The sequence below is a fragment of the Novosphingobium clariflavum genome (assembly GCF_026420865.1).
Classification (GTDB): Bacteria; Pseudomonadota; Alphaproteobacteria; order Sphingomonadales; family Sphingomonadaceae; genus Novosphingobium; species Novosphingobium clariflavum.
On record NZ_JAPCWC010000010.1, the window covers coordinates 60,622 to 73,905 of the forward strand.

Consider the following 13,284-nt stretch of genomic DNA (forward strand, 5'->3'; position numbering starts at 1 on the left):
GGCATCCGCGCGCGTTCACGCTATGGGCGCGCGATGGATACCCTCAGCCGCGACTCCGAAGCGGCCACCTTCTGCGTGGCCGCGCTGTACCGCTTTACCCCGTTCGCGGACTTCGCCGCCTTGCGCGATCCGCTCGACCAGGTGTGCCGCGATAACGGCATCCGCGGCACCCTGCTGCTGGCGCATGAGGGGATCAACGGCACCATCGCCGGCAGCGATGCGGGCATCGCCGCGGTGCTGGACCACATCCGCGCGCTGCCCGATTGCGCCGACCTCGACGTCAAGTTCTCGCGCGCCTCGGCCATGCCGTTTCACCGCATGAAAGTGCGCCTGAAGCGCGAGATCGTGACCATGGGCGAGCCCGAGGTCGATCCGCTGGCCGTCGTGGGCACGTATGTCGAGCCGCAGGACTGGAACGCGCTGATCGCCGATCCCGACACCATCGTCATCGACACCCGCAACGACTACGAAGTGGCGGTGGGCACGTTCGAAGGCGCGATCGACCCGAAAACCGCCACCTTCCGCGACTTTCCCGCATGGTTCCGCGCCGAACGCGACCGCCTGATGGCCGAGAGCGCCGCCGCGGCAGCGGGCAGGACGCCGCGGGTGGCGATGTTCTGCACCGGCGGCATCCGCTGCGAAAAGTCGACCGCGTTCCTCAAGCAGGAAGGCATCGACGAGGTCTACCACCTCAAGGGCGGGATCCTGAAGTACCTCGAAACCGTGCCCGAGGACGAGAGCCTGTGGCGCGGCGAATGCTTCGTGTTCGACCAGCGGGTGACGATCGGCCACGGCCTTGTCGAAGGCTCGCACGTGCTGTGCCACGCCTGCCGCCGCCCGGTAAGCGCCGAGGATGCCGCCTCCCCGCTCTACGAGGAAGGCGTGTGCTGCCCGGCCTGCCACTCGGAACGCACGGATGAGCAGCGCGCCTCCTATCGCGAGCGTCACCGCCAGGAAATGCTCGCCGCCACGCGCGGTGTGGCGCATGTCGGCGCGGTACGCGCCGACTAAGACCGAAATGATCGGCGCGGTGCGCGCCGAACAGATCAGCCGCGCGCCTCGGGAGCCGTCACCAGCCCGCGGGTCCGCCGGTAGAGCCCGGCGACCATCAGCACGAACAGCACGGTGCCCGCCACCAGCGGAATCTTGCCGAGGTCGCCCACCAGCGCCAGCGGCGCCTCGCTGTTGGTCGCCCAGACGATCAGCGCGAAGCCGACGCCCCACAGGCTCTCCCCCACGATCAGCCCCGTCGCGGTCAGCACGCCCATGCGGTGGGCAAACTCGGGATCGGCGCGGCGCGCCGCCCAGCGGTCGTAGAACCAGCCGATGATCGCGCCGGTCACGGTGGGCAGGATCACGCTCATCGGCAGGTAGATGCCGATGCCGACCGCCAGCGGCGGCAGGCGCAGGCGGCCCGTCAGCCCCAGCACTTCGTCGAGCGCCACGAAGACCACGCCGGCCGCCGCGCCCCAGCCGATCATCGCCCAGTTGAGATCGCCGCCCAGCACGCCCTTGGCCAGCGCCGAGATCAGCGCCGCCTGCGGGGCGGGCAGGGCCTCGGCGGTCGCGCCGGGGGCCCCTGCGAAACCGACCGTCATGTTGAGCAGGTTGAGCACCGGCGGAATCACCAGCGAACCGAACACCACGCCGATGACCAGCGCCACCTGCTGCTTCCACGGCGTCGCGCCGACCAGTTGGCCGGTCTTGAGGTCCTGCAGGTTGTCGTTGGAAATCGTCGCCACGCCGAACACCACGCCGGTGACGATCAGCGCATAGGCGACCAGCGCCGCCGTCGTATCCGCGTTCTGGTCGCGCCCGAACAGGCCCACCAGCAGGATCGAGGCGGCCACCACCGCCAGGATGCCGATGCCCGAAACCGGCGAGTTCGACGCCCCGATCAGGCCCGCCATGTAGCCGCAGACCGCCGCGATCAGGAGGCCGATCACCAGCACGAACACCAGCGCGCCGCCCACCAGAAGGAGCGAGGAAGCGGCCAGCGGGCCGCCCGACAGCACGCTGGCGAGCAGGATGCCGATGGGCACCAGCATCGCCAGCGTCGCGGCGGCCACGATGCCGATCGGCATGTCGCGCTCTTCCAGCGCCAGTTCCTGCCCGGCATGGCGCGCCCGGCTGGCCGCCAGCGCCGAACGCACGCCCGAAACCACCGGCCCGGCAATGCGCAGCAGCGTCCAGATCGCGGCAACCGCAATCACCCCCGCGCCAAAGAAGCGCACGTCGGCGCTGAACACGCTGCCCGCCCAGTCTTCCACGCTGGCACCGGGCATCGGATGGCTCGCGGTCAGCATCGGCAGCAGCACCCACCAGCCGACGACAAGACCCAGCAGCATCGCCATGCCCACCGAGATCCCGACGAGATGGCCGACCCCGAGCAGCGCGAACGAAAGTCCGCCGGAAATCCCGGTCGCCCCGGCCCCGGTGCGGAACCACACCGAAGCCTCGGCGGCAATCAGCTTGGTCTGCGTCAGGATCGCGAAGGCGGCCGAAGCCACCGTGTTCCAGGCCAGCACCGAAAGCCCCCTGGCGCTCTCCGCCGCGCCCTGCTCGCTGGCGAAACCGACCCGCAGCACTTCGGCGGCGGCATGGCCTTCGGGATAGGGCAGCGGCGTATCGACCACCAGCGCGCGGCGCAGCGGCACCGAGAACAGCACGCCGAGAATGCCGCCGGTGCCGGTGATCGCCGCGGTCGTCCAGTAGGGGAAGCCCTGCCACCAGCCGATCATGACGAGACCCGGCAGCACGAAGATGATCGCCGCCAGCGTGCCCGCCGCACTCGCCACGGTCTGGACGATGTTGTTTTCCAGGATCGTCGAATTGCCCAGCATGCGCAGGATCGCCATCGAGATGACGGCGGCGGGAATCGAGGTCGCGAAGGTCAGTCCGACCTTGAGCCCGAGATAGACGTTCGCCGCCGTGAACAGCAGGGTAATCACCCCGCCCAGCAGCACGCCGCGCAGCGTGAGTTCCGCCATCGGCCGCGCGCTGGCTGGCGTGCCCTGGGAAATGCCTGTCATTCTTGCCTTACCTTCGATCCGGCCCTGCGCCGATCCGCCCTGATGGCACGGGCGGATCGGACTGACCAGAGAAACGCGCGCGATCGCGGGGAAAGACGGGAACTTATGCCAAGCTGCAGTGATGCTGACGCATCAGCAGCTTGGAACGCTCAGACGCCGCGCGGGCTTAACCAACCTGCGATGAGTCAGGCTCAACGCAGGTTGCTATTACTCGGCGGCGGAAGTCGCTGTCACGGTTGGCGGGCGGGTGGCCGCAAGCCGCGTCAGTTCCACGAATTCCTTGCGCCAGTAATCGCCCTGAGGCCCTGCCAGCCGGGCGATATCGCCGTAGTCGAACCGGCCCAGCCGGGTATCGCCGCGCAGCTTCTGCCCGAAAGCGGCCACCGCAATGGCGAAGGCCATGTCGCCCGCAGGCGCCTGCGCCGCGGCAAGCCGGCCGGCCGCCACCGGCACTTCGATCAACCGGCTTTCGGTGCCGTTCGGCAACCTGTAGCGCAGCCGCACGGTCGCCGCCTCGGACGCATCGCCTGACGGGGCCGGCGTGGCAGCCGCATTGGCGGCATACTTGCGCGCCGGCAGCCAGCCCTGCTGACCGGCGGGCACGATCTCGTAGAGCGCGGTGACCTGATGCCCCGCCCCGAGCTCGCCTGCGTCCACCTTGTCGTCGGCAAAGTCCTCCTCGCGCAGCGCGCGGTTCTCGTACCCGATCAGGCGGTACTCGCCCACCACCGCCGGATTGAACTCCACCTGCACTTTCACATCCCTGGCGATGGTGAACAGGGTGGAGGACAGTTCCTCGTCCAGCACCTTGCGCGCCTCCATGGCGCTGTCGATATAGGCGTGGTTGCCGTTGCCGAGGTCGGCCACCGCCTCCATCATCGCATCGTTGTAATTGCCCTGCCCGAAGCCGAGCGTGGTCAGGCTGATGCCGTCCTCGCGGTTCTGGCGGACCATGGCCTCAAGCCCCTGCTGGTCCGACAGGCCGACATTGAAGTCCCCATCGGTGGCCATGACGATCCGGTTGATGCCGCCCGGGATGCGATGCGCACGGGCCAGGTCATAGGCCATCGACAGGGCCGGGCCGCCCGCCGTGCCGCCGCCCGCCTCCAGCCCGGACAGCGCCGCCTTGATTCCCGCCGGATCGTGGCTGCCCTCGATCAGCGTCTGCACCGACCCCGCGTAAGTGATGATCGAAACGCTGTCATCCGCGCGCAGGCCGTCGGCCAGGATCGACAGGGCCTGCCTGACCAGCGGCAGCTTGTCCGGCGCGTCCATCGAGCCCGAAACGTCGACCATGAACACGAGGTTCGCCGCCGGTCGCTGCGCGCGCGGGACATCGTAACCGCGCAGGCCGATGCGCAGCAGCCGGGTGCCGGGATTCCACGGGGTGACGGCAAGATCGGTGGTCACGCTGAAGGGCGCGGAGCGGTCCGCCGGGGCGGGATAGTCATAGCGGAAATAGTTGATCATTTCCTCGGTCCGCACCGCCTCGGCGGGAACCGGCTGACCGCCCATCAGCATGCGCCGAACATTGGCATAGGAGGCCGTGTCGACATCCACCGCAAACGTCGAGACCGGCTCGCTCGCCGCCCGGTGGATCGGGCTGACCGCCTTGCCATCGTAGCGCTCGCCGCTTTCGGGGTTCCCCGCCATCGCCTCGTAACCCGCCTCGCCGGAAGGTCTCGAACCGCCACAGCCCGCCAGCATCAGTCCCGGAACCAGGGGGCAGCAAAGTATCAGACGAAATCGCACGGGCTTTCTCCACCAGTTTCGTGGAGATGAAATAGTTCGGCAATTCCGCGACCTACAAGTGCGCCGCCGCCGCTCGCCGGATGCCTGCACCGGACGTGAACGACGGCTTGCGAGCGGGAAGGCGAATTTCACGGAACCCAGGCTTCGGCCTGCACCCGTCCTGCACCGACATTACACGAACAATCGACGGCATCTATTTCACCGCAGGCCGTCGGCGAGCACGAAGCGGCGCGTCTCGATCGCTATCCGGCAATCGCCCCCTGAACGCGCCAGGAACGACGTGCGACCCGATGATCGCGGATCGCCTGTTCCAGGCCGTAAGCGCATTGCCAACGCCCCCTTTTGATTACATATGTAGTCGATAGAGGGAGAGTGCCGATCTTGCGTTCCATGACAGCTGCTGGCGCCTTGTGCCTATCGACGGGCGTGGCAATGGCCTCACCCCCAACGCCGCCCGCAACGCCGCCCGCATGGAGCGGTCAGTGGGTGTTGACGGTCGATCGATGGGGCAATCCGGAATATTCGACGCTTGACCTGTCGATCCGGCACAACGTCGTCTCCGGCGACTGGGACGGTGACCCCTTGTCCGGGACCGTGGAGGGCCGGACCCTGCGATTGAGGACAACCGACCAGCGCGGGGCGGAGTATCGCTTCGAGGTCCGTCTGGAAAATGGCCGGCTGTCGGGCACCGCCGACTACCCTGACAACAATTTCGCGGACAGGCGCCAGACATTCACCCTTTCCGCCCGTCCCGTGCCCGAGCGCCCGAGCGCTCGGCCGCGCGTGATCGACTATGCCCCGCGCTCTTTTGCCAACAGCTTCTCCGCGGAGCGCGAACCGGTCCTGACGATCTGGCCTGGCGATATCGTGCGCACGTCGACGATCGATTCCGGCGGCATCGACGCGCAGGGCGTCACCCGCGCCTTGTTCGGCAATCCGCAGACCGGTCCCTTCTTTGTCGCCGGCGCACGGCAAGGCGACACGCTGGCAATCCATATCCGCAAGCTGACCCTCAACCGGGATTGGGCGGAAAGCCTCGACACGATCGTGACACGGGTGCTGGGGACGGGCGTGAGTGCAAAGGCATCCGAGCTTGGCCGCCCGGTGCGCTGGCACCTTGACCGGGAAAACGGCGTTGCGACGCTGGAGGACCCCGGCAGCCGGCTGCAAGGCTATCGTGTCCCGCTGCGACCGATGCTGGGAGGGGTCGGGCTGGCAAGCGGCTTCGCCTCGCCGCCACTGTCGACCGGGGATACCGGCCGGGCGGGCGGCAACATGGACTTTCCCGAGGTGGTCGCGGGCAGCACGGTGCTCCTGCCCGTGCAGCAGCCCGGCGCATTGCTCTATCTGGGCGACGCACACGCCCTCCAGGGGGACGGCGAAACCTCCCAATATGCGCTCGAGACCTCGATGGATGTCGAATTCTCGGTCGAGATCATCAAGGGAACCGCCATCATGATGCCGCGGGTCGAAACGAGCGACGCGATCATGACGCTGGGCCAGGCCGGCTCGCTCGATGAAGCGACACGGGCGGCAACCACGGGCCTCATACAGTGGCTGCAACAGGACTATGGCCTCAGCCTGTCCGACGCGGCAAAGGTCCTGGGAAGCGCCGTGCGCTATTCGATCCCGAACCTGGCAGGCCGCAGTGTCGGCGTGGCTGCGCGCATCGACAAGGCCCTGCTGCCGGCCCGGTAGCACGGGCCGCCGCCGGCAGGCACGGCGCGCCTGTGCATGCTCGACCTGCGTACCTCGGTGGTCTTCCGCGATGGTCATGCTGCATGTCGTTCATCACCCCGGCTACGTGGTCGCAACCGGGCACCCGGGCACGTTCCCGCATGACAAGTATGCGCTGGTCATGCAGGCGCTTGGCAAAAGCGGCGCGGCGATGCGCGTTCACACCCCCGACGTCATGCCGCGCGAATGGCTCGAGGCCGTCCACGACCCGGCCTATGTCGACGAAGTGCTTGGCTGCGCGGTGCCGGCAGCCAAGCAGCGCCGGATCGGCTTTGCGATCGACGAACGCATCTCCCGGCGATCGCAGCTCTCGCCCGGTGGAACCTGGCTCGCCGCGAAGCTCGCCCTGCAGCACGGATATGCCGCGAATTCCGCCGGCGGCAGCCATCATGCCCTGGCCGATACCGGCGCGGGATACTGCGTCTTCAACGACCTGGCGCTGGCCGCCCACCGGCTGATCGAGGAAGGCAGCGCCTCGCGCATCCTCATCCTCGATCTCGACGTGCATCAGGGCGACGGCACGGCGGCCCTGACCGCAGGGCGCGGCGACATTTTCACGCTGTCCATCCATGCCGAGAAGAACTTCCCGGCGCGCAAGGCGCGCTCCTCGCTGGATGTCGGCCTCGCCGATGGCACCGGCGACACCGGCTACCTCGATGCCCTTGCCGGATCGCTGCCCACCGCGCTCGATCATTTCGGGCCGGACCTGATCCTGCTGCAAGCCGGCGTCGATCCCCATGCAGACGACAAGCTCGGCAGGCTGTCCTTGACCGACGAGGGCCTTGCCGCGCGCGATCGATTTGTCGCGGCTGAGGCCAGGCGGCGCGGCATTCCGCTGGCGAGCACGCTGGGCGGCGGCTACGGCGCCGACCGGGAAGCCGTGGCCTTGCGCCACGCCCGCACGATCCTCACCCTTTCCGCCACGATCGGTGCAGGCGCTGCCGCCTAGCGTTTTCCAATCAGGTGGAATCACCTGATGACTCGTAAAAACGCGTAAAACCAGAATCATAGAGCAGTTGGTCCGATGCAATCGGATCGGAAACTGCTCTAGCGGGACGCCTCCCGTTCGGCCCTGAGCCGCTCCACCAGTCTTTCGATTTCGTCGGGATTGAGCACCCAGGTGCGGGTCTTGCGGTCTTCGCGAAACACCGGCCGCGTCAGCAGGATACGCGCCTGCTCCTTGGCGAAAGGCTTGAACAGCGCGAAGTGCATCACGCATTCGAGCAAGACGCCGATCACCGGCGTCTTGCCGTCCAGATCGATCAGCGTTGCCGGCTGGTCCCAGGGAATGTTCATCATCCCCCGCGCCTATCGCGCCGCGCGCCGAATGCAAAGCCCCATGCCTGCACGCACCAGCGGCGTTTCGGCCTGCACCGTTTCTGCAACGCGCCTGCGCCGACAATTGACCGCGATCCCGCGATGAACTGCCCGCCGCCCGCAGAAAGGTATCTCCCGTCAATCAGGGAGATACACAAATGCACTTCGCCGTCGCCCCGCTGGGGGCCAGCTTCCGCTGGAAGCTCGGACTGGGTCTGGCCGTGGTCGCGGTGGGGGACTGGCTGCTCTACCAGCGCGGCCTTGCCTATGGATCGTGGGGCCTCCTGGCCCTTGCCCTGCTGGCGGCGCTGCTGGCCGGAACCCCGGCCCTGCGCCGCAGCAAGGCGGGGCTGCCCGCCGCACTGGCCGCCTGCCTGTTCGCGCTGGCGCTGACCTGGGATCCGGGGCCGCTGGCGTGGACGCTGTTCTGGCTCGCGGCGGGCATGGCCGCCCTGCTGGCGCGCACCGGACGGTTCGACGACGGCTGGCGCTGGGCGCAGCGCCTGTTCTGGCAGGCCCTGCGCGCACCCTTCGCTCCGCTGCTCGACATGCGGCGCATCGCGAAAGTGCGTGCCGCCGGGCACGGCAGGCGCATCGGCCTGAGGCGGGCGGCATCGCTGCTGACGATGCCGCTGCTGGGCGGTGCGGTGATCGTCGCGCTGTTCTGCGCCGCCAACCCGATCCTGGCCAGCGCGGTCTCCTCGCTCCTGTCGATCGACACCTCGCTGGTCGCGCAAGGGGGCCGCGCGATCCTCTGGACGATAGTCTTCGCGATGGCCTGGAGCCTGCTGCGCCCGGGCCTGCTCAAGCACCCGCTGGCGCTGTTCGAAGGGCGCGGCGAGCTTCGCCTGCCCGGTTTTTCGCCCGCCTCGATCAGCCTCTCGCTGGTGCTCTTCAACGCCATCTTCGCCGTGCAGAACCTGCTCGACGCCGCCTATCTCTGGGGCATGGCCGCGCTGCCGCCGGGCATGACCCTGGCCGATTACGCGCATCGCGGCGCCTACCCGCTGATCGCCACCGCGCTTCTCGCCGCGCTGTTCGTGCTGATCGCGCTGCGTCCGGGATCCGAGACCGCCCGTTCGCCCGCGATCCGCTGGCTGGTGACCTTGTGGATCGTGCAGAACATCGTGCTGGTCGCCTCCTCGATCCAGCGCACGGCGGACTACATCGAGGCCTATTCGCTGACGAGGCTGCGCATCGCCGCTCTGGCGTGGATGGTGCTGGTCGCCTTCGGTCTTGCCACGATCTGCTGGCGGTTGCTGCGCAATCGCAGTTCGGCCTGGCTGGTCAACGTCAATCTGGCCGCCACCGTGCTGGTGCTGACGGGGTTCTGCTTTGTCGACCTGGGCACAATGGCGGCGCGCTGGAACGTGCGCCATGCCCGCGAGGTGGGCGGCCGCGGCGCCGCGCTGGACTTGTGCTACCTGAACCGCATGGGCGGCTCGGCGCTGCTGCCGCTGCTCGAACTCGAACAGCGGCGCGGCCTGAACCCCGATTTTCGAGCGCGCGTGCAGGCGGTCCGTCTCGATGCGCAGCAGCGCCAGCCGGTCGCCATGGGCCTGATCGACATGCGCCGGCAGGAGCAGGCGCGCATCCTCGCGGCCATGCTGCCCCGGCCCGACCTTGGCGGCGCGCCGCGGGACTGCGACGGCTCGGTGATCGCCGAACTGCCCGCCGAGCCGCCATCACCCGCCCCGGCCCCGGCCCCGGCCCCGGCCCCGTCTCCGCCGCCGCCCGCACAATCCCCGGCGCAACCCGCTGCGCCGCGTTGACACGGACCTTCGAGGAAATGAACATGGCCGCCATGCCCGGCACGATCCTTCTCGTCGACGACGATCCCCATATCCGCCAGTTGCTGGTCTTCGCCTTCGGCAAGGCCGGTCTCCAGACCATCGAGGCGGGCGACGGCGAGGACGCGCTGGCCCAGGTCGAGCGTCACGGCCCCGATCTGGTGATCCTCGACATCAACATGCCGCGCATGGACGGGCTGGAAGTCTGCCGCCGCCTGCGCGCGACCAGTGACGTGCCGATCTTTTTCCTGTCCTCGCGCGATGACGAGATCGACCGGGTGCTGGGCATCGAACTGGGCGGCGACGACTATGTCGTGAAGCCCTTTTCGCCGCGCGAGGTGGTGGCCCGCGCGATGGCGATCCTGCGCCGCACCGGGGCGCGCGGCGGCTCGGCTGCCGCGCCCGCCGAAACCGCCGCGATCCTGCGCCACGGCCTGCTGAGCCTCGATCCCGAAAGCTGGACCGCGCAGTGGCACGGCCGCGAGGTCAGCCTGACGGTGACCGAATTCACCATCCTGCGCACGCTGCTCGCCGGGCCCACCCGCATCTTCTCGCGCGACCAGATCATCGACCGGCTGCGCGGCCCCGGCTTCGCGCTGACCGACCGCACGATCGACAGCCATGTCCGCAACTTGCGCCGCAAGTTCGCCGAAGCGGGCGGCTGCGACCTGGTGGAGACGCGCGCCGGGATCGGCTACCGTCTCGGCGCCTGCAGCGGAGCGGCTACGCCGGGATGACGCGCCTCTGGGCCCGCACCAAGGCCGCGCTCGCCCGGCGCTGGCCGATCCTGCGCCTGCGCACGATCCTGCTGGGCACGCTGCTGTTCGTCGCCGCGCTGCCGGGGTTCGGGGCGATCTTCCTGCGCATCTACGAAAATGCGCTGGTGCGGCGGACCGAGGCGGAACTGGTCGCTCAGGGCGCCGCGCTCGCCGCCAGCGCCGCCGTGGTGGGCAGCGGGATCGCGCTTTCCGCCCCGCTGCCAACCGCGCCGCCCGCCGTCCCCGAACGCTACCACGACCGCGTGACCGAGGTGGACTTGCGCTCCTCCCCCATCCTGCCGCCCCGCCCCAGAGCGGAAATAGCGGCGGGAACGGCGCCGGGAACAGGGCCGGGAGCAGGGGGAGTGGCCGATCCCGCCGCCGTGGCGCTGGCCTGGCGGATGATGCCGGCGTTTCAGGAAACCAAGGTGACGACGCTCGCCTCGATCCTGATGCTGGACCGTCAGGGCATCCTGCTCAACGGCCCGCAAGCCGGCGGAAGCCTTGCCATGCTGCCCGAAGTCCATGCCGCGCTGGCCGGCGTGCCGACCACCGTGCTGCGCGAGAACGCGGGGTATCCCGCCCGCCACGCACTCGACTGGCTGAGCCGCGCCGCCAACATCCGCCTGCACCATGCCCGCCCGATCGTGGTGGAAGGCAAGGTCGTGGGCGTCCTGCTCCTGTCCCGCTCGCCGCGCGCGCTGTTCCTGGGCCTCTACGAGGACCGCGGCAAGATCGCCCTGGGCGTGGCGGCGATCTTCGCGATGCTGCTGGTGCTGTCCGCGGTGCTGTCGCGCGCCATCGTGCGGCCCATCGAGGGGCTCAGCCGGGCCACCCGCGCGCTTGCCTCGGGCCGCCGCGTCCCCTCCCGTCAGCCGACCCTGCAAGTCGTCGAGATCCGCGCGCTCTACGAGGATTTCGAGCAGATGGCCGACGCCATCGAGAAACGCTCGCGCTACTTGCGCGATTTTGCCGCCTCGCTGAGCCACGAGTTCAAGACCCCGCTGGCGGGCATTTCCGGCGCCATCGAACTGCTGCAGGATCACGGCCCCGAGATGGCGCCGGCCGAAAGCGAACGGTTCCTCGCCAACATGGCCGCCGACGCGCGGCGCCTGTCGCGGCTGGTCGGGCGGCTGATGGAACTGGCCCGCGCCGACGTCCATGTCGGCGCAGCGCAAGCCGCCGCGCAGCCGGGACCGATCCTGGCCGCCGTTGCCGACGCGCTTTCGGGCGAACATTTTGCCGTCACGCTCGATCTGCCCGACGCCATCCCCGCGATGTCCATCGACGGCGACGCACTGGAAGCGGTGCTGACCACGCTCGCCGAAAATGCCCGGCAAGCCGGCGCCTGCCGCCTCGCCATGACGCTCGCCAGCGACGACAACGGCGTGCGGATCGACCTTGTCGACGATGGCCCCGGCATCCCCGAAGCCGACCGTCCCCGCGTGTTCGAGCCGTTCTTCACCAGCAAGCGCGAACAGGGCGGCACCGGGCTCGGCCTGCCGATCGCCCGCTCGCTGCTCGGTGCCTATGGCGGCGACCTTGCGCTGCTGCCCGGCACCGCCGGCGCGCATTTCCGGATCAGCTGCCCCGCGGCCCCGCCATCGCCGCAACCCGCTCCGCGATAGCGAGCGACGAGGTCAGGCCGGGCGAATCGATCCCGAACAGGTTGATGAGGCCCGGCAGACCGTGGTCCGCCTCGCCCTGCAGCATGAAATCGGCCGTCGGCATGCCCGGCCCCGACAGCTTGGGGCGGACTCCGGCATAGGCGGGATGGAGGCGCGCTTCCTCGACCTCGGGCCAGATCCGCCGCGCCGCGGCGAGAAATTCCCCCTTGAGCGCGGGATCGACGGTATAGTCGACGGCATCGACCCAATGGATGTCCGGCCCGAACCGCGCCTGCCCGTCGAGATCGAGGGTGAAATGGGTGCCCAGGCTCGCCGGGCCGGGCACCGGATAGATGAGGTGCGAGAACGGCACTTTGCCGGAATAGGAAAAATAGCAGCCCTTGCCATGGAACAGCGGCGGCACCAGCCCCGGCTCCAGCACCTCGATGGTCCGCGCCAGCGCCTGCGCGCCCAGCCCCGCGGCATTGACGAGGATCGGCGCCGCCAGCCGCGTATCGCCGACCTGCACGCTCCAGAGCGATCCGGCCCGGACGATGGCATCCACCCCGGTCTCGCAGACCAGCATCGCCCCATGCGCCTCCGCCTCTCCCAGCAGCGCCAGCATCAGCCCGTGCTGGTCGACGATGCCGCTCGACGGCGAATGGACCGCCCCCGCGCAGCCCAGCGCCGGTTCGATCATGCGGGCTTGCGGCGCCGTGAGGCGCACGAGGTCCTCCACCCCGGCACGGGCGCCGCGCGCCATCACCGTGTCCAGCGCCGCCAGTTCGGCCTCGTCGGCGGCGATGATGAGCTTTCCGCAACGCCGGTGCGGCACCCCGCGTTTTTCGCAAAAGTCATAGAGCCGGTGGCGACCCTCGACGCAGAGCTGTGCCTTCAGCGATCCGTCGGGGTAATAGAGCCCCGCGTGGACCACGCCGCTGTTGCGGCTGGACGTGACCATGCCGAACTGTTTCTCGCGTTCGAGCACGATCACCTCGTGGCCGCCGAGCGCCAGCGCCCGCGCCGCCGCCAGCCCGACCACGCCTGCCCCCACCACGATTGCGCCGACTTCGTCCATGCCCCCACCCTAAGCCGTAAACTCGTAAATGGCACCATCGAGGTTCACGGCCTAACGCCCCGTCCGCCGCCGTGAAGGCATTTTCACCCCGGTTCCGGACACGCGCAGGCGGTTGCGCCGAGCGCAAACATGGGCGGTTTTGCCGCCGGCAGGACGCCTGGGCGGCCACGACCGTTCGCATAAATGAAATCGCACTTGCGTAGTTCGATCGGG

At 69.0% G+C, this 13,284-nt stretch carries 10 protein-coding genes; 6 read left to right on the forward strand and 4 right to left on the reverse strand.

Annotated features, from left to right (window positions below; genetic code table 11):
* Positions 1-33 precede the first annotated feature (33 nt).
* On the forward strand, positions 34-1,011 hold the full coding sequence (gene trhO / locus OKA11_RS14195; RefSeq protein WP_267221387.1) for an oxygen-dependent tRNA uridine(34) hydroxylase TrhO: 978 nt from the start codon (positions 34-36) through the stop codon (positions 1,009-1,011).
* Between the two features lie 35 nt (positions 1,012-1,046).
* Here the strand turns inward: trhO and OKA11_RS14200 are convergent, their stop codons facing one another.
* Entirely contained in the window at positions 1,047-3,032 is a 1,986-nt protein-coding gene (locus OKA11_RS14200; protein ID WP_267221389.1) for an OPT family oligopeptide transporter, read from the reverse strand.
* Positions 3,033-3,239: 207 nt separating this feature from the next.
* Complete coding sequence (locus OKA11_RS14205; RefSeq protein WP_267221392.1) at positions 3,240-4,784, reverse strand: vWA domain-containing protein; 1,545 nt, start codon at positions 4,782-4,784, stop codon at positions 3,240-3,242.
* A gap of 486 nt (positions 4,785-5,270) precedes the next feature.
* Between OKA11_RS14205 and OKA11_RS14210 the strand changes: the two genes are divergently transcribed.
* Together OKA11_RS14210 and OKA11_RS14215 are read left to right on the forward strand one after the other, a co-directional pair.
* A complete protein-coding gene (locus tag OKA11_RS14210) occupies positions 5,271-6,482 on the forward strand; it encodes an acetamidase/formamidase family protein (protein WP_267221394.1) in 1,212 nt (403 codons plus the stop codon).
* Between the two features lie 76 nt (positions 6,483-6,558).
* Positions 6,559-7,470, forward strand: coding sequence for a histone deacetylase family protein (locus tag OKA11_RS14215; protein ID WP_267221495.1), 912 nt, complete (start codon positions 6,559-6,561; stop codon positions 7,468-7,470).
* Between the two features lie 98 nt (positions 7,471-7,568).
* Here OKA11_RS14215 and OKA11_RS14220 read toward each other — a convergent pair whose 3' ends face one another.
* Positions 7,569-7,820 carry a hypothetical protein gene (locus OKA11_RS14220; protein WP_267221396.1) on the reverse strand — a complete coding sequence of 84 codons (252 nt, stop codon included), beginning with the start codon at positions 7,818-7,820 and terminating at the stop codon, positions 7,569-7,571.
* Positions 7,821-7,996: 176 nt separating this feature from the next.
* On the opposite strand from OKA11_RS14220, the gene OKA11_RS14225 reads away from it, so the two are divergent.
* Genes OKA11_RS14225 through OKA11_RS14235 form a run of 3 tightly spaced genes read left to right on the forward strand, consistent with a single transcriptional unit; the run spans position 7,997 to position 12,014 of the window.
* Positions 7,997-9,610 (forward strand): DUF4153 domain-containing protein, encoded by a 1,614-nt coding sequence (locus OKA11_RS14225; RefSeq protein ID WP_267221398.1) that lies wholly within the window; start codon positions 7,997-7,999, stop codon positions 9,608-9,610.
* A 23-nt stretch (positions 9,611-9,633) separates the two neighbouring features.
* Positions 9,634-10,365, forward strand: coding sequence for a response regulator transcription factor (locus tag OKA11_RS14230; protein ID WP_267221400.1), 732 nt, complete (start codon positions 9,634-9,636; stop codon positions 10,363-10,365).
* A complete protein-coding gene (locus OKA11_RS14235) occupies positions 10,362-12,014 on the forward strand; it encodes a sensor histidine kinase (protein ID WP_267221402.1) in 1,653 nt (550 codons plus the stop codon). Before OKA11_RS14230 ends, OKA11_RS14235 begins: the two co-directional genes overlap by 4 nt.
* Here the strand turns inward: OKA11_RS14235 and OKA11_RS14240 are convergent.
* Positions 11,968-13,071 carry an NAD(P)/FAD-dependent oxidoreductase gene (locus OKA11_RS14240; protein WP_267221404.1) on the reverse strand — a complete coding sequence of 368 codons (1,104 nt, stop codon included), beginning with the start codon at positions 13,069-13,071 and terminating at the stop codon, positions 11,968-11,970. The genes OKA11_RS14235 and OKA11_RS14240 overlap by 47 nt on opposite strands.
* Between the last annotated feature and the right edge of the window lie 213 nt (positions 13,072-13,284).